We start from the raw sequence: 19,771 nt of genomic DNA, 5'->3' as shown, positions 1-19,771 counted from the left end.
GATCGCGAGTCTCACGAGGCGCACACCACGGTGTCGAAGGCTCGCTCGACAACCTCTGACTGCTCCTTGCTGCTCGGCAGCTCGTTCACGGTGATGGTTATCGCGACGCCGTCGGCGGTGACGCCGGTACGGGTGTCGAAACCGGGGATGCTGCCGCCGTGGGCGACGGTCTTCCTACCGCACGAGGTGGTCTGCTCGACCAGGCCCAAACCGTAACCAGCCGAGGGCATTCGATCGAACGGCACCGTCTGGCGCATCTGTTGCAGCTGCGCCGCGGGCAGCAGCTTGCCGTCCAGCAGGGCGAGGAAGAAGCGGTTCAGGTCCGAGCCGGTGGCGATCATCGCACCTGCGGTATCGCCCCAGGAGGGATCGAAGTCGGTGAAATCGATACGGGCGCCGTCGATCTGCTGGTAGCCGCGCGGGTGTGGTGCGCGCAGTCCGATGTCGCCGGCCGCGGGAAAGTAGGTGTCGCGCAAGCCGAGTGGCTCGATGATCCTGGTGCTGATCTCGGTGGCGGCGGGGCGGCCGGTGACCTGCTCGATCAGCATGCCGAGCAGGATGTAGTTGGTGTTGGTGTAGACCGAGCGGGCGCCGGGTTCGTACTGCGGCGGCATGGTCATTGCGATGCCGACCAGTTCGGCAGGTGAGAAGTGGCGCAGGCGGATGACTTCCGGGTCGGGTGCGATCTGCTGGGTTCCGGGGGCGGCGCGCAGGTTGGGATCGCCACCGGCCAGGTAGTCCGGAAGACCGCTGGTGTGTTGGAGCAGTTGGCGCACGGTGATCCGAGCGCCGTCATTGCCGTTGCCTCGGACGACACCGGGTAGGTACCGCTCGACGGGGCCGTCGAGGTCGACCTTGCCCTCGGCGACCAACTGCATGACCACAGTCGCGACGAAACTCTTGGTGTTGCTGCCGATTCGGACGTACGCGTTGTCGGGAATCGGTGCGCCGGTGGCGATATCGCCGACCCCGGCGGTAATGGTGTGTTCGCCCGCCGCGTCGGTGATCACGGCCTGGGCGCCGGGGAATCCCGCCTGCACCACCGATTCGAGCGCCTGCCGGATCTCGGGACGATCGGGTTGCGCCGCGGTGGCGCTGTTCTCGGGCCCGCACGCTGTGACGGCGAGTAGTGCGAGCATTCCGGTTCCGGCCGCGAAGGCGCGCAGTGACTTACTCGAAAAAGTGGTGTTGAGCTGCATGATTCGAGCCTATGAACGGGCGGCGGCCGTGCCTATGCCGTGCGCGCCCGAATCGAAGGTGGTGCCAGCACTACCGATCCGAGGGTGGGGTAGGTGAAGCGACCAAGGGGAGAGCGAACCTACCCCTAGGGGTGGCTGTTCGAACCGCCGCGCCGCAATAACTTCGAGAAGTCGGAATTGCCCGCGTCAGGAGAAACAACATGCGCATCAAATCCACTATCGCCGCCGCTCTGCTGGCCGTCGCGACCGTCGCCGGGGTGTCGGCGGTCGGTGCGGGCAGTGCCGCCGCCGCGCCGTATGGGACCTATTACGGCACCTACTACGAGCTCTACCAGTGCCGCGCGGCCGGGGAGGATCCCTACACCGGCGGGTACTACTGGGAGTGCACGGAGACCTGGGACGGCTGGGATCTGTACATCTGGTACTGAGACGAAAACGGGAAGTCCGAAAACTCTTCGGACTTCCCGTTTCTCGTAGGGCTATCGGCTCAGTGGCCGGATTCCTTCAGCCGGGTGAAGGACTCGTCGATGATCTTCTCGGCCTCGGCGCGACCCAGCCACTCCGAACCCTCGACGTACTTGCCGGGCTCGAGATCCTTGTAGCGCTCGAAGAAGTGCTTGATCGCCGACAGTTCGAACTCCGAGACATCGCCCAGGTCCTGGATGTGGTCCCAGCGCGGGTCGCCCGCGGGCACGCACAGCACCTTGTCGTCGCCGCCGGCCTCGTCGGTCATCCGGTACACGCCGACAGGGCGGGCCTCGACGATCACGCCGGGGAACACCGACTCGGGCAGCAGCACCAGCGCGTCGAGCGGGTCGCCGTCCTCGCCGAGGGTGTTCTCGATGAAACCGTAGTCGGCCGGGTAGCCCATGGAGGTGTACAGGTACCGGTCGAGCTTGACCCGGCCGCTCTCGTGATCGACCTCGTACTTGTTCCGAGAACCCTTGGGAATCTCGATGGTGACGTCGAACTCCACGCCATCTCCTTGTTCGTTCGGTGCTGGTCTGTGCCGAATCGCCAGATCGTTCTGGGGAACCGTTGCGCAACGAGGATAGTGTGGTGTGCTGGTACACCGGTGCGGCAGGCGGCTGTAGTCGCGCAGTCGAGGCGTGTCGGGCGGCGTTGAGGGAGACACGGGCGTGGTCGGTACAAGCGGCAGCAATCCGGGATCGCAGGTGCAGGGGCGCCGCGGGTCCCGCTGGATCTGGTTGTCGGCGGTGATCGTCGCGCTGTTGGTGATCGCGGGCGGTTTCGCGGCGATCGCACGGCCGTGGACGCAGGAATTCCGGCACGGCGGGCTCACGGTGGCGCCGCCGCCGGACACGGGTCAGGTGTTTCCCGAGGTGGCGCCCGCGCGATCGGACGCGCCCGCGCCGACGGCAGCGGGAATCGCCGCGGCGCTCGCTCCGGTGGTCGGGAACCCTGATCTCGGTGCGTTCGCGGGTCAGGTGACCGATCCGAGCAGCGGAGCGGTGCTGTGGAGTCAGGACCCGACCAAGGCGATGATTCCGTCGTCGACGGCGAAGATCATGCTGGTCGCGGCCGCGTTGCTGACGTTGCCCGATGATCAGCGGGTGGCCACGAAGGTGCTCGCCGGTGCGCCCGGCGAGCTGGTGCTGGTGGCCGGCGGGGATCCGACGCTGACCACGCGCGCCACCGGTGGTTACTACACCGACGGCGCGCGGATCTCGGATCTGGCCGCGCAGGTGCGGGCCGCGGGGACGCAGGCGAAGGCGATCGTGGTCGACACCTCCGCCTACACGGGGCCGACGATGGCTTCGGGCTGGGATCCGGTCGACATTCCGGAAGGGTCGATTGCGCCGATCGAACCGATCATGCTCGACGGGGGCCGGTTCGATCCGTCGGCCGACTATTCCCCGCGCACCGCGAACCCCGCGCTCGACGCGGGTCGGGCGCTGGCCGCCGAGCTCGGTATCGATCCCGGCGCCGTGCGGGTCGGTCCGGCCGCGCAGAGCGGGGTCCAGCTGGCGAAGGTCGAATCGGCGCCGCTGCGAGTTCGGCTGCACGACATGATGATTCATTCCGACAATGTGCTGGCCGAGACCATCGGACGTGAGCTGGCGGTGGCGTCGGGGCAGGCGGCGTCCTTCACCGGTGCTGTGGCGGCCACCTCGGCGGCCCTGACCGCGGCCGGGTTCGATGTCACCGGGCTGCATTTGGCCGACAACAGCGGACTTTCCGTGGATGACCGGGTAACGCCGAAGCTGCTCGATTCGATCATCGCCACCGCCGCCGAGCCGACCGGCGCCGCGGCGGTAGCGCCTGCCGGAACACAGGCCAAGCCCGAAAACGACCCGCGCGCAGCGGCTCTCGCGCCGATGCTGGACTACCTGCCCGTCGCGGGCGGTACCGGCACGCTCGCACCGCGCTTCGTCACCCAGAACCGGCAGGGCGCGGGGTGGGTGCGGGCCAAGACCGGAACTCTGAGTGTGGCCAGCGCGTTGGTCGGATATGTACTCGACCGCGACGGCCGGGTGCTCACCTTCGCACTCATGTCGAACGACCGGTTGCCGGAGCTCAGCAGGCCGGCGCTCGACGCGGTGGCGGGTGCCCTGCGCAACTGCGGATGCTCGTAGAGAACGGGTGGTTTATGACCGACAAGACCGAGCGCAAGAGTTCCAGCTTCAGCGGAGCGGTGGACTGGCCGTTGGCCGCGCGGACCGGGGCGCTGCTGGCGCCCTCCGGCCCGCGCGCGTCCAGGGCCACGGCCGAACAGGTCGTTGCCGAGTTGGCGTCGGCCTCGGTGCTGGCAGAACTGCCGGTCCGTGAGGTCAGTGGGTTGCTCGACGATCGGCCGGTACCCGAGGCGCGGATCGTCGACCGGCCGGGCTGGATCGCCGCGGCCGCCGATTCGATGGCGGTGCTCACCGGCACCGAATCCACGGACGGCGGCAAGTTCGTCGGGAAGCCCGCGGGTGTCCAGGCCGGGACCATGCTGGCGTTCTTGTCCACCGCGATTCTCGGGCAGTACGACCCGTTCACCGGCGAGGACGGCACATTGCTGCTGGTCGCGCCCAATATTCTCGGCGTCGAGCGGGCGCTGGGTGTCGATTCGAGCGACTTCCGGTTGTGGGTGTGCCTGCACGAGGTGACGCATCGGGTGCAGTTCTCGTCGGCGCCCTGGTTGGCCGGGTATATGCGCACCAACGTCGACATCTTGAGTGAGGTCGGCGAGGAACCGATGAGCGAGCTGCTCACCCGGTTGGTCGGCGAGGTGCGGTCGCGGCGCAACGGTGACAACGCCGACGATCCGAACAGCCGTGGCGTGGTCGGGCTGTTGCGTGCGGCCCAGGCGCCGCCGCAGCGCGAGGCGCTGGATCGGCTGTTGATGCTCGGCACGCTGCTCGAGGGGCACGCGGATCATGTGATGGACGCCGTCGGACCCGCGGTGGTGCCCACTGTCGCCGATATTCGGGCGGCCTTCGATCGGCGCAGGCAGCGGCCGTCGAATCCGGTTCAGCGGCTGCTGCGGGCGCTGCTCGGGGTGGACGCGAAGGTCGCGCAGTACGTACGGGGCAAGAAGTTCGTCGACGCCGTGGTCGAACGGGTGGGGATCGCGGAGTTCAACACGGTGTGGACGAACGCGGACACACTGCCGTTGCTGGACGAGGTCGACGAGCCCGAGCGGTGGATTCGCCGGGTGCTGGGGTAGATGAAGGAACCGGGCGGTATCCGGCTGCCGGAGACGGCGGCGGTGCTCGCCGTGCGGCGGGGGGTGCGGGAGTGGGTGGTCGCGCAGGGCGGGCGCAGGCCTGTGGTCGTCGGCTTGTCGGGCGGGGCCGATTCGCTGGCCTTGGTGGCCGCCGCTGTCGTCGAGGCCGGTGAAGTGACGGCCGTCGTGGTCGATCATCGGTTACAGGACGGTTCGGCGGAGGTCGCTGAGCGGGCCGCTGAGCGGGCGCGCGCGCTCGGGTGTGCGGCGGCGGTGGTCGTTCCGGTCGAGGTGGGGCGCGAAGGTGGCGTAGAGGCGGCCGCGCGCGCGGCTCGGTACGAGGCGCTGGAGTCGGTGCGGGCGGGGCGGCCGGTATTGCTCGGGCACACGCTCGATGATCAGGCCGAGACCGTGTTGCTCGGGCTGGCGCGCGGGTCAGGCGGGCGGTCGATTCAGGGGATGGTGGCGTGGAAACCCCCGTGGGGGCGGCCGTTGCTCGGGGTGCGGCGGGCCCAGACGGTGCGGATGTGTGCCGATCTGGGGATCGAACCGTGGAACGACCCGCACAACGCGGACCTCAGATACACGCGAGTGCGAGTCCGCAACGAAGTGCTCCCGCTGCTCGAACAGGTGCTGGGTGGTGGCGTGGCCAAGGCGCTGGTTCGCACCGCCGATCAACTCCGGGAGGACGGGGCGGTCCTCGATGTCTACGCCGACGAGCTGCTTCGGGCGGCGCGCTCGCACGGCAGTGGCACCGGCGACAACGATCGACCCACTGTCTCGATCGAGATCCTGGCCACTGCGCCGCCCGCACTGCGTCGCCGGGCCGTGCGCGCCTGGCTCGCCGATCAAGGCGTCACCGGGCTCATGAATGCGCATTTACAGGCGATCGACGAGCTGGTGAGCAACTGGCGCGGGCAGGGCGGGGTGGCGGTGGGAGGCGGGCCGAGGGGCCACAGGTTGGTCGTGACGCGCGAACATGGCACGCTGGCGGTGCGAGCACAGCCGCGCATTTGATGCCACGAAGGGACACCCACTTCCGTGTACGGAGACGACATCGCATCGGTGCTGATCACCGAAGACGAGATCAAAGCCAAGACCGAGGAACTGGCCGAGCTCGTCGCCAAGCGATACCCGCCCGATTCCCCCGAAGGTGACCTCCTGCTGATCTGCGTCCTCAAGGGCGCGATCTTCTTCATGACCGACTTCGCCAGGGCGCTGTCGATTCCCACCCAGCTCGAATTCATGGCCGTGTCGTCTTACGGTTCGTCCACCTCGTCCTCGGGCGTCGTGCGCATCATGAAGGACCTGGACAAGGACATCGCGGGCCGCAACGTCCTCATCGTCGAGGACATCATCGACTCGGGTCTGACCCTGTCCTGGCTCAAGCGCAACCTGTCCACCCGCAACCCGGCCTCGCTGGAAGTAGTCACCCTGCTCCGCAAGCCCGACGCCCTGCGCACCCCCGTCGACGTCGCCCACGTGGGCTTCGACATCCCCAACGAATTCGTCGTCGGCTACGGCCTCGACTACGCCGAGCGCTACCGAGACCTGCCTTACATCGGCACCCTCAACCCAGCCGTGTACTCCTAGTTCTGACCGGGGGATCGACGACTCTGATCAGTGCCCGGATATCGGCTTCGATCGCGCGGAACAGCACGTACGAGCCGATGAAGGCGACGACGCTGCCGAGATAGACCGCGCGCAGCGAGACCAGGGTCGGCAGCAGATCCTCGGTGGGGAGCAGGGTGATGGCCACCATCGCGATCAGCGGGATGGACGCGGCCACCGCCAGGTACCAGCCGCAGCGCTGCAGGAGTCCGCGCAGCGTTGCGGCATCGGTGTGGAACAGGTGGCCCTGCTGGAGGAAGATCGGGTAGACGCAGCGGACCATGTAAAAGGTGATGAGGAAGAACGCGTAGGTCGCCGCGACCGCGCAGCCGATGGCGTTCGACGTCAGGAATTGCACCGTGGTCCGGGTCTCCAATTCGCCGGTGCTCGCCTTCGCCGTGGCGGGCAGAATCGCGGCCGCGGTGATCCAGAACAGCAGTGCGACCACAACTGCCCGGTCCCCCAGAAGTAGCGACTGCCTTCCGGCCCGCCCCAACTCGTCGGTACTCACACGCCGTCCCGCCCGCAACGCGCGCGGAATCAGGATCGCGTGGCGGGACAGGAAGACAAGCATCACCGCGCCGAGCGCGAACGAGATCACGTTGGTGACCACCGAGACGATGTGCAGCGCCTCGCGAGCGGCGGGCTCGAGCCGCTGCACCAGCAGGCCGGAGTTCTGCCAGGTCTTGTATCGCACGGCGAGCGCGTTGGGCACCGCGATCGCCAGTGCCATCAGCACAACCATGAAGGGCCGCAGGAGAATTCGATAGGAACCAGCGGGTGGGTCGACCAGGTTTCTGCTGCGGGGGTCGAGGCACAGATCGAACTGTTCGGCGAGCACGGTGCCATCGGGCCAGCGGTTTGTTCGTTCGGGTTCCAAGCAGCGCAGCAACACTCGACGCAGTGCGGGTGGGCAGTCCGGCGGAAGTTGTCGCAGCGCGGAATTGCTCACACCCGCGCTCCGTGCGGCGAGCATCGCCTCGAGTCTGGTCTGATCGCCCCAAGCCGGGTCGTCGGCACCGGTGTCGTCGAATGGTTTTGTGCCGGTGAGCAATTCCCACAGTAGGACGCCCAGCGAGAAGAGATCGGAGCGAGCGTCGAGGTCGGCGGCACTGCGGTCGTGGCCGGGGTGGCTGGCCTCCAGCTGTTCGGGCGACATGTACGCGAGCGACCCGCCGAAATACGAGAGCGGGCTGGTACCGGCGTTCTCGCTGAAGCTGATGTTGAAATCGGCGAGCTTGGGCACACCCTCGGCCGTGAGTAAAACGTTCGCCGGCTTCACATCACGGTGGAGCACACCCCGGTCGGCCGCGTGATCCAGCGCCGCGGCCAGCCGTCGACCCAGCCAGGCTACGGTGTCGGGCCAGCTGAGGTCGGCGATCTCGCGGCGCACGCTCGAATCCGCGGGACGGATTTCGCCCTTCTCCGTCATCGCCGCGTCGATCGCGTCGAGCAGGAGTCGGCCGCTGCGTTCGGCGGATGGGGTCGCGCGGACCCAGCGCAGCAGGCCGAGCAGGGTGCCGCCGGGCAGGAATTGCATGTACAGCAGGCGTAGGCGGGGTGAGCCGTCGTCGGGCGGATCTAGCAGCAGCTGGTCGAAGACTCGCACGATGTAGTCGTGGTCGAGCTGGGCCAGGGTTTGTGGCTCGGTGCCGCTGTCGGCGGAGATCTTCACCGCGACCAAGCGCTGCATCGAGCGTTGCCGGGCGAGGAAGACCCGGGCGAACGCCCCGGAACCGAGCTCGGTGAGCAGCTCGAAGTCGCCTACTCGCGCACCCACCTCGAACCGGTCGAGCCCGCGACGAACGGTGGGGTGCATGGTGGCGGTGCGGTCGAGCGAGGGGCGGGTCGCCTCGGTGATCACTGTCGAGCTCACGACGGGGGATACGGACGCGGGCGCGCGGAAGTTCATCCGCGCCGGGCAGCGTCAGCTGACTACGCGTTCCAGCGCCTTCAAGTCGGCTTCGAGTGCTCGGAACATCAGGTAGGAGGCGATGAAGGCGAAGATGCCGCCGACGCAGAGGACCCGGACGGCGACGATCACGGCCGGGATATCGCCGGGCGGGAGAAAGGTGACACCGGCTACGGCGAGGAGGGGGACCGAGGCCGCCACCGCGAGGTACCAGGTGCAGCGGCGGCTCAGCGCACGCAGCCAGACGCCGTCGTCGGTGCTGGTTTCGCCGTGCCGAAGGAAGATCGGGTAGATGCAGCGGACCAGGTAGAACGTCACGAGGAAGAACGGGTAGGCGACCGCTATCGCGCCGCAGACCAGCAGGGACGCGAGGAAGTGGACCACGGCATGGCCGGGGACGTCACCCGCGGCCAATTGCAGGGCGATGGGGAAGGTGAGTCCCGAGATCGCCCACAGCGAGAACGCGACGATCACGACCCGATCGCCCATGCGCAAGGTGTCGTGTCTGGTGCGGCGCAGGGTCGGCGGGTCGTAGCGGCGGCCGTGGCGAAGGCCGCGCGGCACGGAGAGCACGAAACGGGCGAGGTAGATGAGCATCGCGGCGCCCAGCGGGAAGAAGACCAGGTTCACGCCTGCGGTGATCACGACGAACGATTGCTGGGCGGTCTCATTGAGCCGACTCACCACCAGGGTCTGGTTGTGCTGGATGTTGTACCAGGACGCCAGTGCGTTGGGGATGCCGATCGCCAAGACCATCACCAGCAAGGGCCATTTGCGCCACACCATCCGCCAGCTGTTCGGCGGCGGGTCGACGAGGTCGCGGGCGCGCGCGTCCAGGCACAGGTCGAACTGCTTGGCCAGCACCGCGCCCTCGGCCCAGCGGCGCGACCTGTCCGGGTCGAGGCAGGTCAGCAGGACCCGGCGCAGGGCAGTGGGACAGTTCGCCGGAACCCGGTCCAGCGCGGCCTGGTCGACGCCGACGGTGCGGCGTTCGAGCATCGCTTCGAGCGTGGTTTCGTCGCCACGACCCTCGGCGGCGGCGGTGCTGTCGTCGAAGGGCTTCGCGCCGGTCAGCAGTTCCCACAGGACCACGCCGAGGGAGAAGATATCGCTGCGGGTGTCGAGGTCGGCGGCGCTGCGGCCGAGGCCGGGGTGGCAGGCCTCGAGCTGTTCGGGCGACATGTAGGACAGCGATCCGCCGAAGTAGGCGACCGGGCTGGTGCCCTCGACACTGCGGCTGAAGCTGATGTTGAAGTCGGCGAGCTTGGGAACGCCCTCGGCGGTGAGCAGCACATTCGCCGGTTTCACATCACGGTGCAGCACACCGTGCGAGGACGCGTAGTCGAGTGCCTCGGCCAGCCGCCTGCCCAGCCAGGCCACCGTTTCCGGCCAGGTCAGGGCGGCGATCTCGGAGCGCACGCTCGAATCGGTCGGGCGGATCTCGCCCTTCTCCTCCATGGCCGCGTCCACGGCGTCGAGCAGCAGTTTGCCGCTGCGTTCGGCGGGCGGGGTCGCGCGGACCCAGCGCAGCAGGCCGAGCAGGGTTCCGCCGGGCAGGAACTGCATGTAGAGCAGGCGGAGGCGACGCGAACCCGAGGGCGCCGAGTCGGTGTCCATCAGTTGCTGGTCGAACACGCGCACGATGTAGTCGTGGTCGAGCTGGGCCAGCGTCTGCGGCTCGGTGCCGCGGTCGGCGGAGATCTTCACCGCGACCAGGCGCTGCATCGAGGTCTGCCTGGCCAGGAAGACGCGCGCGAACGCGCCGGTACCCAGCCCGGTGAGCAGCTCGAAATCGCCGATGCGCTGGCCGATTTCGATGCGGTCGAGCGGCTCGAACGCGCCGGGATTCGAGAGTGCGTCCGTCGACGACGTCGCGGCCGAGGTGGCGGTCGCGGTGAGGTCGAGCTGCGGGCTGGTCATCTGGGTACTACGGGTCGAGTCCAGCGTTTGGTTCACCGTCGCGTCGAGATCGTCGGCCCGGTGGGTGCTCTGGTCGAGTTCCTCGGTATTGAGCAGGCCGCGCAGACTGGCCGCGTGCTCGGGGTATTCGCGCAGGCAATCGCGCGGATCCACGCGCTCGCCGCTGTGCCTGCGGATGACGAATTCCTCGAACACCAGCCCGGCGGGCAGCGATGCCCGATCGAGCTCGGGGAACTCGGCGCAGTAGTTGATCAGTCGCTTGCGGGCGATGTCGGTGCCCGTGTGATGGAGCCAGCGCTGGCGCAGGTCGACCCGGATCAATTCGTGCAGCGCCTGCGCGCGCAAGGTGGCCGCGTCGGGAAGGAACTCGGCGATCTCGGGCGGGTGCTCGGTGGCCGTGCCCCACGCGGCGGCGAACGCCTCGACCATGTCGACGCGCACAATGTTGGCCCGACCGGGCGTCGCGTCGGGTTGTTGCCCGCTTGCGGTGCTATCGCTCATCACCCGACCTAAGTGTTCGCGCGGATCGGTGCGAAATTCATTCCGCCACACCCGCCGCCATCGCCGGAGAGCTGTACTAGAAATGATAACTTGCGCCTCTAGAGCTGATCACCCGAATTTCGACGACCATGCGACGGGGGCGAATCCGCAGATGAACGAAGACCTCACAGCGGTAGCATGGGAGTCCGTCGACGACGACGGCGTAACGGACGCTGAGGTGACGATGGACTCGTCCCGCCCTGCCGACGAATACCCCATCGGGGGCCCCGCTGCAGCACTGGCTGCCCGGGTCCGCGCGGGTACCATCACGCCCGCCGACGTCACCGCCGACGCACTGGCCCGCATCGCCTCGGAGAATCGCAAGATCAACGCGTTCACGGTGGTGCGAGGCGAGCGGGCAAGGGCCGAAGCGCGCGAACTGGCCGCCAGACAAGACCTCGACGAGCTCCCGCTGGCCGGTGTGCCGGTGGCGGTGAAGCAGAACATCGCGGTGGCGGGGGAGCCGACCCGCGCGGGTTCGGCGGCCACCTCCGCCGAACCGGCCGACGCCGATCACCCGGTGGTGGCCAGGTTGCGGGCCGCGGGCGCGATCGTCGTCGGGTTGACGGCCATGCCGGAACTGGGTTTGTGGGCGACTACCGACTCCGAAGGGTGTGTCACGCGCAATCCACGCGATGTCGGCCGGTCGACGGGTGGATCCTCGGGTGGCGCGGCCGCCGCGGTGGCCGCCGGACTCGTCCCGATCGCGCACGGCAACGACGGCCTCGGCTCGATCCGGGTGCCTGCCGCGGCGTGCGGAGTATTCGGAATCAAGCCGGGTAGACACGTGGTGCCCTCACAGATCGGCGCCGATTCCTGGGCCGGACTCGCCGAGAACGGTGTCCTCGCGACAACGGTGTCGGACGCGGCGCTGGCGCTTTCGGTGTTGGCGGGCCGCTCCGACCTGGCCGAACTACGCAAACCGCAGCGACTACGTATCGGACTGGCCGTGGCTCCGCCGTCGCGACTGGTCCGCATGGATCGGCATTGGACGGCGGCGGCGCGCACCGCGGGTGCGCGCGCGGCAGTGGCCGGGCACGAGGTGCAACCGGTCGAGCTGCCTTACGGCGATGCGGCGCTGCTGATGCTGCTGCGCTGGCCGAGCGCTGGTCTCGGCGACGCCGACGCGCTCCCGAAGCCCGAACTACTCCAGCAACGGACCCGACGTCATCTGGCGCTCGGGAGAGTGATCCGGCGGCTCGGTCTGGTCCGTCCCAGCCAGATCGACCGGACCGAAGCCAGACTGCTCGAATTCTTCGAAGACTTCGACGTGGTGATCACGCCGACGCTCGCCGCGCCGCCGCCGAAGGCCAGACAGTGGAGCGGGCGTGGTTGGCTCGCGAATGTCGTGTCCTCGGTGCGCTACGCGCCGTTCACCGGACTGTGGAATCTGCTCGGCTGGCCCGCGGCGTCACTGCCGATGGGTACTCACCCCGAGGCGCATACGCCGTTGGCCGCGCAACTGATCGGTCCGCCGGGCAGCGAGGCCACCTTGCTCGGCCTCGCCGCCCAACTGGAACTGTCGAACTAGACGCGCGCCCTAGACCGCGATCGGCTGCGGCTGCGGTGTCGGCTCGGAGAAGCCGCCGTCGACGGCGCGACCGGCGAATTCCAGAATGGTCGGGCGAGTGTCGTCGGCCCGCCACGCCACCGCCAGCTCACACGGGGTGAGACCGGCGACCGGACGCGCGGTGAGCCCGGGCCAGCGGTACATCGGCACATTGTTCTCGGCCAGCAGGCACACACCGAGGCCGAGGCTCACGGCCTCGAGCTTGTCCTCGGGGGTGGCCGCCTCGGCGCCGATCTTGGCCGCCTTGCCGCCACGGGCGTCGTTGCCGAGCCAGAAGTCGCGGACCGCGCCCGCTTCGGTGGGCAGGGCGACGAAGGACTCGTCGAGCAGATCGGCGAACTCGATGCTTTCCTGCTCGGCCAGGGGGTGTGTTTCGGGCAGCAGCACCCAGCGCGGCTCGGTGCGCAGCACCTGCCAGCGATAACGGTTGGGGTCGGGCAGCGGCAGCCAGACCAGCGACAGGTCGGCCTGTCGACCGGCCAGACCGCTGGACGGGTCGTTCCACGACGCCGCGTGCAGAGCGAGACGATGCCCGCTCGCGCTCTCGAGGTCGTTGAGCAGGCCGCGGCCGAGTGCGGACTGGATACCGACGCGCAGCACCTCGCCTGCTTCCTGGAGGGACACGTTGGTCACCTCCCACAGCTCGAGGATCTTGCGGGCGCCTTCGAGGAGTTCCTTACCGGCGACGGTCAGGGCGACACTGCGCTGGTTGCGGTCGAACAGGACCACGTCGAGCTGGCGTTCGAGCTGACGGATCTGGCGTGACAACGTCGGCTGAGCGATGTGCAGCCGCTGTGCGGCGTTGGTGAAGTGCAGTTCCTCAGCGACGGCGACGAAATACCGCAGATCGCGCAAATGCGGGTCCATAGCACCTTGCTATCAGAATCGGTCGGGAAAATCCAGCCAAAACAGGCAAGGAAGTTCGCGGAAGTGGATCAAAACAGTCACCAGGTTGGTAATGCACAGCATATGGCCTGACATGGTGAGCTGCACCATCGGATTGCGTTTTGTTCACTGCGATCGGTCGCTGAGTGGATCGACTGCGAAGCTGGGCGGCTGACCAGCGAAAATGCGTCGACATTCACACTCGCTGCCTGAATGTAAGCCCCGCCGTGTCGCCGTCGGGCACGTCGAAAGGTGCCGCTGACCACGGCGTGTGGTGCGGGGAGGGCTCGATCGGTGACGTTGATCACAAAAAGTTTCGAGCGGCGAATCCGGCTGCGCGCGAGTACGCGTCGCAGCCGGAATCAGCTAGTCGCTCTTCTTCAGGCGCAGCACCGTCGGCAGGTCGATCCGGCGCATCCCACGAGCACCGGCGGCCCGCATCGCCGCGACGGCGAAGACCAGCTTGTTCATGTCGTACGGGTACCAGAACAATTCCTTGCCCATGGTCGGCAGTTTCGGCTTCGTCATCGCCTGTGCGCGACAGTATTTCCGCAGGCCCGACGCACCGCCCCAGCGCGCGCCGACGCCGGACAGGCCCCAGCCGCCCATCGGCATCGCGGGATTGAACAGGTTCGCGAACACGTCGTTGATGTTCACCGCGCCGGTGTTCAACTGCCTGGCCACGCGTTCGCCGCGTGCCTTGTCGCCGGTCCAGACCGACGCCGAGAGTCCGTAGATCGAGTCGTTGGCCATCCGGATCGCCTCGGCCTCGTCGGCCACCTTCATCACCGGCAGCGTCGGGCCGAAGGTCTCCTCGGCGACGCACGACATCGAGTGGTCCACATCGACGAGCACGGTCGGCTCGAAGAAGGTGCCGACGCCGGTGCGTTTGCCGCCGGTGGTCACCCGGGCGCCCGCGGCGATCGCCTCGTCGACGTGGCGCTGCACGATCAGCACCTGGTTCTCGTTGGCCAGCGCGCCGACGTCGTTGCTCGACTCGCGACCGTCGGCGCCCTGGCGCAGCGCGGCCACCGCCGCGGTCAGCTTCGTGACGAATTCGTCGTAGACCGGCGCCTCGACGTAGACCCGCTCGACCGAGATGCACACCTGACCGGCGTTGAACATGCCGCCGAAGGCGATGCCGTGCGCGGCGCGGTCGATGTCGGCGTCGGCGAGCACGATCGCCGGGTCCTTGCCGCCGAGTTCGAGGCTGTAGGGCACCATCCGCTCCGCGCAGGCGGCCGCGATCTTGCGGCCGGTCGCGGTGGAGCCGGTGAACTGGATGTAGTCGGCGTTCTCGACGACAGCCGCGCCGGTCGCGCCCGCGCCGGTGACCACCTTGAACACCGGCGGCGCACCGATCTCGGCCCAGCCGCGGGCCAGCTCCACCGCCGACAGTGGCGTCACCTCCGACGGCTTGAGGATCACCGCGGCGCCGGCGGCCAGCGCGGGGAACACATCGATCGCGGGCATCGCGAGCGGGAAGTTCCACGGCGTGATCACCCCGACCACGGGATACGGGCGATAGGCGACCGTCAGCGTCTTCACCCGCGCGAGCGGGCTGTGCGGGGACGGGTGATCGTCGGCGAGGAATTTGGCGGCCCGGCGCGCGTAGTAGCCGAGGAGGTCGACCGCGAACGCTGAATCGATGACCGCGTCGACGCGCGGCTTGGCGGTCTCGGACTGCAGTACCGCGGCCAGGTGCTCGGTGTTGTCGATCAGCCAGTCCTGCATTTTCAGCAGCCACTTCTTACGCCCGGCGGGCCCGATCGCCTCCCACTCGGGCTGGTACAGACGCAGCTCCCGGACCGCGGCCGCCACCTCGTCCGGCGTGGTGATCGGCACGGTGCCGGCGAGTTCGCCCGACGCCGGATTGTGTACTTCGATCACCGCGGCGGTCTTGTCGAGTTCGCTCACTGGTCTTTCTCCTTGTGCATCCGCTGAATTCGATCCACCGACTATTACGGCGCGACCAGAGGAAATGGCGTGCCCGCTCGAGTCAATTAGAACACGTTGCAGTATGGAGTTCGCCGATCCTACGAGGTCTCGCTGACCTCGTTTTCGCGGGCCGCGATCCGGCGCAGCGGTGGCTCGGTAGGCGGCGGGACTCGCCGATCGGGCAGTTCCGCCAGCAACGCCGTGGTGGCCGCGGCGATGGCCGCGACAGCTTTGTCGACCGCGGGCTTGGTGGCGCTACTCAGGCCGGAGATGCCGCCGACTTTGCGCACATATTGCAAGGCGGCAGCGTAGATCTCCTGCTCGGTGGCGGCAGGCTCCAGACCACGCAAGACGGTGATATTTCTACACATGTCAGAACCATAGACCTGTGCGGCATGACACGACAGGTGAAGAATGAGGCGATCTGAAAATCTCGTAATGCAGGTGAGATTCGCAGGCCGCCCGTGATCGCGGTCACCGCACTAGACTCGGCCGCATGCCTGCCAGGGGAGTACCAGCGCTGACCACTTTTCCGTATCCGGAACTAGACGAGCGCGAAGAAGACCACTGGTCGGGCGCGGGGGTGAGCGACGACGAACTGCGCGCGCTCGCGCTCGGAGCCTTCTACTCCACGCGCTGGGACGCCTTCCACGACGCCATGCTGCTCGGCCCCGAACGCGAGCATCCGCTCGGTGACCGCCGTGAACTCGCCATCGACACCCTCACCGGTGCCTGGGGCATCACCGACGGCACCGAAGCCCGCGCCTCGATGGAGCAGTTGCTCGAAGGCATGCACGCACCGTTGTATTCGCTGGTGCATCCGCTGGTGATGGCCTCGGTCAATGCCAGCGAGCGCGACCGTTTCGGTGAGCGCGCCGACAAGCAGCGCGCCTTTCTGCGTCAGGTCGGTTCGTTTCGGGGGATGGACAATCCCGAGGCGCTGGTCCGCGACTACGACATCTGGGCCCAAGCCATCAAGATCGGCTTCACCGACCACCTGTCGCGCCCGCTACCCAACGACATCCATGCCTGGGACCTGGCTCGCGTCGTCGCGGTGGCCCGCATGGCGTTCACGGCGGGATATATCGACGCCGACGTGGCGTGGGAATACTGCATGCGCGCATTGGTGCCCGCGCAGCGCCGCTACCGCAACTGGCGTCAATTCGGCGACGCCTACCTCACCGGCTGGACCTACTGGCAGGCCACCGAGGACCTCGCCGAGCTCAAGAACGGTGGCGTCGACCGGCGGATGGAACTGGTGCGCCTGTGGACCCGGCCGACGAGCCCGTGGCGACGTATCGAGCTCAACGAGCCCGAGCAGAAGGCGGAAACCGAAGCGGCCGAACCGAATTGAGTATTCGGTTCGGCCGCCGGTGACTACAGGCTGCGGAGGATCCCGCGGCCGTAGCGCTGGAATTGCGTGTCGTCGACCATGCCGAGCGAATGCCGCTCGACCAGCAGTTCCCACTCCGCGTAGAGCTGGTTGACGCCCGGATCGGCGGGGCCCGCGGCACCGTCGGCGGCTTGTCTGCGGACGGCGAAGTTCACCGCGCAGGTGACCCGCTCGGTGTCGGCGCGATCCACGCCGGCGAAATGCAGGGTGCGATTGCCGTCGTTGATGTCGATGCCCGATCCGCCGTGGCGCGTATCGACCTCGCCCGGCGCCGAGCGCGTGCCCTCGATGGTGCGGGCGCCGAGAATCGCGGCCACCGCCAATTCGAAGGCATAGCGTTCGCCGCTGCTGCCGATCGAGATGAACAGCACGCGAGAGGTCGTCGCCGCGAGCAGACCGGTACCCGATCCCGCAGGCGGGGCGGCCACGGCGATCGCCGTTTCCAGGACGTATTCGTCGGGGGTGACATACCGATTCAGCGCGGTGACGGCCGTACGGGCGTCCTTGCGCGGGGCCATCCGGCGCACGGCGCGCTCGACATCGGCGCGGGTCGGGCCCGACTTTCCCCACTCGGGCGGGGGCGGGGTCAGATCCGGCGCGGCCACGTCGATGCGCTGGGTCGTCATGATCTGGTCGTTGATCCGGTCGACGATGCCGAGGGCGGCAGGCACGTCGTGCTCGGCGATGAGCACCGGAAGCGGAGTGCGGTCGGCGGGAACGCCGGTGAGGACCGCCGTGGGATAACGCAGATAGATTTCGATGACCACCGCTTCGTCGGCGCGCCGATTGAGGCGCACCTTGAGCAGGTCGGCAATGGGAACGTCGAGAACACGTTCGCCGTCGGTACCCGGCCGGAGGACGACAAGCCGTCCACCGCCGTGGCGCAGAATCGCTGTGGGTGTTCGTAGCTCGACGATGTCTATACCCCCTGCGCTGTAGTTGTGTCGTCGCCCACGATAAGGCGGGCATGACATGATTGTGGCCACTTGCCACAACCCGGTCGGAGCGTTCGGGAACCTCTTGCGTTCTCCGGCCGTTTACCAGTGCAACTGCACCAGCAGCCGAACTGCGCGATGTATCGAACTAGACCGTACGCGGTAACGTGGCATGTCCGCATCCGAAACCCGCCGATCTCGACGCTTCGCAAGCACACCCGGAGTAATAACCGGAAAGGACTGGGCCGTCCGGCCGACGCTCTATGAACCGCAAGACAGTGTTTCGCACCTTGGCGATCATCTCGGGCATCATGCTCATGATCTGGCTGTTCAGCTTTCTCAGCGATGACACGCGCGGTTGGGAGAGTGTCGACACTTCCGTTGCGCTGACCCAGCTCGAGGACAAAGCGAACGTCAAGAACGTGCAGATCGATGACAAGGAGCAGCAGCTCCGCATCGAACTGAAAAACGGCAACGAGGCCACGAGCAACAACTCCAAGATCGTCGCCAAGTACCCGAGTGGCGGGGAGAACTCCGCGCAGGTCCTCAACGCTGTGCAGAAGTCCGGCGCGCCGTACGACACCGTGGTCAAGCAGGAGAGCTGGCTTTCCCAGCTGCTGCTGTTCATCGTGCCGATGGTGTTGTTGGTCGGCCTGTTCATCTTCGTGATGTCGCGCATGCAGGGCGGCGGCCGTGGCGGAATGATGGGCTTCGGAAAGTCCAAGGCCAAGCTGCTGACCAAGGACATGCCGAAGACCACGTTCTCCGACGTCGCCGGTGCCGACGAGGCCGTCGAAGAGCTCTACGAGATCAAGGACTTCCTGCAGAATCCGGCCCGCTACCAGGCGCTCGGCGCGAAGATCCCCAAGGGCGTGCTGCTCTACGGGCCGCCCGGAACCGGTAAGACGCTGCTGGCCCGCGCCGTCGCGGGCGAGGCCGGGGTGCCGTTCTTCACCATCTCCGGTTCGGATTTCGTCGAGATGTTCGTCGGTGTCGGCGCCTCCCGCGTGCGCGACCTGTTCGAGCAGGCCAAGCAGAACAGTCCGTGCATCATCTTCGTCGACGAGATCGACGCGGTCGGCCGCCAGCGCGGTGCCGGCCTCGGCGGCGGTCACGACGAACGCGAGCAGACCCTCAACCAGCTGCTGGTCGAGATGGACGGCTTCGGCGATCGCTCCAACATCATCCTGATCGCGGCCACCAACCGGCCCGACATCCTCGACCCCGCGCTGCTGCGTCCGGGCCGCTTCGACCGGCAGATCCCGGTCGGCAACCCCGACCTGGCCGGTCGCCGCGCGATCCTGCGGGTGCACTCGGCGGGTAAGCCGATCTCGCAGGACGCCGACCTCGAGGGTCTGGCCAAGCGCACCGTCGGTATGTCCGGCGCCGATCTGGCCAACGTCATCAACGAGGCCGCGCTGCTCACCGCGAGGGAGAACGGCACGGTCATCACCGGCGAATCGCTCGAGGAGTCGGTCGATCGCGTGATCGGCGGCCCGCGCCGCAAGAGCCGCATCATCAGCGAGCACGAGAAGAAGATCACCGCCTACCACGAGGGCGGCCACACCCTGGCGGCCTGGGCGATGCCCGATATCGAGCCCGTCTACAAGGTCACCATCCTGGCTCGCGGCCGCACCGGCGGTCACGCCATGACGGTGCCGGAGGACGACAAGGGCCTGATGACCCGCTCGGAGATGATCTCGCGGCTGGTCTTCGCGATGGGTGGCCGTGCGGCCGAGGAACTGGTGTTCCACGAGCCGACCACGGGCGCGTCCTCCGATATCGACCAGGCCACCAAGATCGCCCGCGGCATGGTCACCGAGTACGGCATGAGTGCCCGCCTCGGCGCCGTGCGCTACGGCCAGGAGCAGGGCGACCCGTTCCTCGGCCGCTCGATGGGCGTGCAGGCCGACTACTCGCACGAGGTCGCCCGCGAAATCGACGAGGAGGTGCGCAACCTCATCGAGGCCGCGCACACCGAGGCATGGTCCATCCTCAGCGAATACCGCGAGCAGCTCGACGCGTTGGCCACCGCGCTGCTCGAGCGCGAGACGCTGCACCGCAAGGATCTCGAGACGATTCTGGCCGGTGTCGAGAAGCGTCCGCGGATCACCGCGTTCAACGATTTCGGTGACCGGCACCCGTCGGACAAGCCGCCGGTGAAGACGCCGGGCGAGCTGGCCGTGGAGCGCGGC

At 67.7% G+C, this 19,771-nt stretch carries 16 protein-coding genes; 8 read left to right on the top strand and 8 right to left on the bottom strand.

Going from position 1 to position 19,771, the window contains the following annotated elements:
* Positions 1 to 11 precede the first annotated feature (11 nt).
* A complete protein-coding gene (locus NS1_RS34620) occupies positions 12 to 1,199 on the bottom strand; it encodes a serine hydrolase domain-containing protein (protein WP_255284809.1) in 1,188 nt (395 codons plus the stop codon).
* Positions 1,200 to 1,399: 200 nt separating this feature from the next.
* On the opposite strand from NS1_RS34620, the gene NS1_RS34615 reads away from it, so the two are divergent.
* Complete coding sequence (locus NS1_RS34615; protein WP_056819071.1) at positions 1,400 to 1,627, top strand: hypothetical protein; 228 nt, start codon at positions 1,400 to 1,402, stop codon at positions 1,625 to 1,627.
* Between the two features lie 59 nt (positions 1,628 to 1,686).
* On the opposite strand, the gene NS1_RS34610 is transcribed toward NS1_RS34615, so the two are convergent.
* Positions 1,687 to 2,175, bottom strand: a complete 489-nt coding sequence (locus NS1_RS34610) for an inorganic diphosphatase (RefSeq protein ID WP_062991391.1) — start codon at positions 2,173 to 2,175, stop codon at positions 1,687 to 1,689.
* 163 nt (positions 2,176 to 2,338) lie between these two features.
* Between NS1_RS34610 and dacB the strand changes: the two genes are divergently transcribed.
* From dacB to hpt, 4 genes are read left to right on the top strand one after another with little or no spacing between them, the layout of a single operon-like run.
* Positions 2,339 to 3,796 carry a D-alanyl-D-alanine carboxypeptidase/D-alanyl-D-alanine endopeptidase gene (gene dacB / locus NS1_RS34605; protein ID WP_062991389.1) on the top strand — a complete coding sequence of 486 codons (1,458 nt, stop codon included), beginning with the start codon at positions 2,339 to 2,341 and terminating at the stop codon, positions 3,794 to 3,796.
* 14 nt (positions 3,797 to 3,810) lie between these two features.
* Positions 3,811 to 4,872, top strand: a complete 1,062-nt coding sequence (locus tag NS1_RS34600) for an Rv3626c family coenzyme F420 biosynthesis-associated protein (protein WP_062991387.1) — start codon at positions 3,811 to 3,813, stop codon at positions 4,870 to 4,872.
* Positions 4,873 to 5,889: a tRNA lysidine(34) synthetase TilS gene (gene tilS, locus NS1_RS34595; RefSeq protein ID WP_062991385.1), complete on the top strand. Its 1,017-nt coding sequence runs from the start codon at positions 4,873 to 4,875 to the stop codon at positions 5,887 to 5,889.
* Positions 5,890 to 5,913: 24 nt separating this feature from the next.
* The gene (gene hpt, locus NS1_RS34590; protein ID WP_062991383.1) at positions 5,914 to 6,465 is read left to right on the top strand and encodes a hypoxanthine phosphoribosyltransferase; all 552 of its coding nucleotides are present in this window, start codon (positions 5,914 to 5,916) and stop codon (positions 6,463 to 6,465) included.
* Here the strand turns inward: hpt and NS1_RS34585 are convergent.
* Together NS1_RS34585 and NS1_RS34580 are read right to left on the bottom strand one after the other, a co-directional pair.
* The gene (locus NS1_RS34585; protein WP_255284808.1) at positions 6,443 to 8,359 is read right to left on the bottom strand and encodes a serine/threonine-protein kinase; all 1,917 of its coding nucleotides are present in this window, start codon (positions 8,357 to 8,359) and stop codon (positions 6,443 to 6,445) included. The two genes, hpt and NS1_RS34585, sit on opposite strands and share 23 nt — an antisense overlap.
* A gap of 51 nt (positions 8,360 to 8,410) precedes the next feature.
* Entirely contained in the window at positions 8,411 to 10,816 is a 2,406-nt protein-coding gene (locus NS1_RS34580; RefSeq protein ID WP_084504734.1) for a protein kinase domain-containing protein, read from the bottom strand.
* 223 nt (positions 10,817 to 11,039) lie between these two features.
* Between NS1_RS34580 and NS1_RS34575 the strand changes: the two genes are divergently transcribed.
* Complete coding sequence (locus tag NS1_RS34575; RefSeq protein ID WP_062991440.1) at positions 11,040 to 12,386, top strand: amidase; 1,347 nt, start codon at positions 11,040 to 11,042, stop codon at positions 12,384 to 12,386.
* Between the two features lie 9 nt (positions 12,387 to 12,395).
* Here NS1_RS34575 and NS1_RS34570 read toward each other — a convergent pair whose 3' ends face one another.
* From NS1_RS34570 to NS1_RS34560, 3 genes are all read right to left on the bottom strand, one after another.
* A complete protein-coding gene (locus tag NS1_RS34570) occupies positions 12,396 to 13,292 on the bottom strand; it encodes a LysR family transcriptional regulator (RefSeq protein ID WP_056819057.1) in 897 nt (298 codons plus the stop codon).
* Positions 13,293 to 13,676: 384 nt separating this feature from the next.
* Positions 13,677 to 15,227 carry an aldehyde dehydrogenase family protein gene (locus NS1_RS34565; RefSeq protein WP_062991381.1) on the bottom strand — a complete coding sequence of 517 codons (1,551 nt, stop codon included), beginning with the start codon at positions 15,225 to 15,227 and terminating at the stop codon, positions 13,677 to 13,679.
* 119 nt (positions 15,228 to 15,346) lie between these two features.
* A complete protein-coding gene (locus NS1_RS34560; protein WP_056819053.1) occupies positions 15,347 to 15,619 on the bottom strand; it encodes a DUF2277 domain-containing protein in 273 nt (90 codons plus the stop codon).
* 125 nt (positions 15,620 to 15,744) lie between these two features.
* On the opposite strand from NS1_RS34560, the gene NS1_RS34555 reads away from it, so the two are divergent.
* The gene (locus NS1_RS34555) at positions 15,745 to 16,602 is read left to right on the top strand and encodes a DUF1266 domain-containing protein (protein WP_062991379.1); all 858 of its coding nucleotides are present in this window, start codon (positions 15,745 to 15,747) and stop codon (positions 16,600 to 16,602) included.
* 23 nt (positions 16,603 to 16,625) lie between these two features.
* Here the strand turns inward: NS1_RS34555 and NS1_RS34550 are convergent, their stop codons facing one another.
* Positions 16,626 to 17,615 (bottom strand): hypothetical protein, encoded by a 990-nt coding sequence (locus NS1_RS34550; protein WP_235569727.1) that lies wholly within the window; start codon positions 17,613 to 17,615, stop codon positions 16,626 to 16,628.
* A gap of 224 nt (positions 17,616 to 17,839) precedes the next feature.
* Here NS1_RS34550 and ftsH point away from each other — a divergent pair.
* The coding region (ftsH, locus tag NS1_RS34545; RefSeq protein WP_062991377.1) for an ATP-dependent zinc metalloprotease FtsH at positions 17,840 to 19,771 on the top strand (1,932 nt) is incomplete at its 3' end.

Origin of the sequence: Nocardia salmonicida NBRC 13393 (genome assembly GCF_001613085.1) — a bacterium.
GTDB classification, from domain to species: Bacteria; Actinomycetota; Actinomycetes; order Mycobacteriales; family Mycobacteriaceae; genus Nocardia; species Nocardia salmonicida.
The sequence above is the reverse complement of the archived record's forward strand: the minus strand, read 5'-3'. Positions and strand labels throughout refer to the sequence as shown.

Excerpts from the sequence above, each read along its gene's own strand:
- NS1_RS34620 (WP_255284809.1), bottom strand. The coding sequence starts at position 1,199 with ATGCAGCTCAACACCACTTTTTCGAGTAAGTCACTGCGCGCCTTCGCG.
- NS1_RS34615 (WP_056819071.1), top strand. The coding sequence starts at position 1,400 with ATGCGCATCAAATCCACTATCGCCGCCGCTCTGCTGGCCGTCGCGACC.
- NS1_RS34600 (WP_062991387.1), top strand. The coding sequence starts at position 3,811 with ATGACCGACAAGACCGAGCGCAAGAGTTCCAGCTTCAGCGGAGCGGTG.
- tilS (WP_062991385.1), top strand. The coding sequence starts at position 4,873 with ATGAAGGAACCGGGCGGTATCCGGCTGCCGGAGACGGCGGCGGTGCTC.
- NS1_RS34580 (WP_084504734.1), bottom strand. The coding sequence starts at position 10,816 with ATGAGCGATAGCACCGCAAGCGGGCAACAACCCGACGCGACGCCCGGT.
- NS1_RS34575 (WP_062991440.1), top strand. The coding sequence starts at position 11,040 with ATGGACTCGTCCCGCCCTGCCGACGAATACCCCATCGGGGGCCCCGCT.
- NS1_RS34570 (WP_056819057.1), bottom strand. The coding sequence starts at position 13,292 with ATGGACCCGCATTTGCGCGATCTGCGGTATTTCGTCGCCGTCGCTGAG.
- NS1_RS34560 (WP_056819053.1), bottom strand. The coding sequence starts at position 15,619 with ATGTGTAGAAATATCACCGTCTTGCGTGGTCTGGAGCCTGCCGCCACC.
- NS1_RS34555 (WP_062991379.1), top strand. The coding sequence starts at position 15,745 with ATGCCTGCCAGGGGAGTACCAGCGCTGACCACTTTTCCGTATCCGGAA.
- NS1_RS34550 (WP_235569727.1), bottom strand. The coding sequence starts at position 17,615 with ATGTCATGCCCGCCTTATCGTGGGCGACGACACAACTACAGCGCAGGG.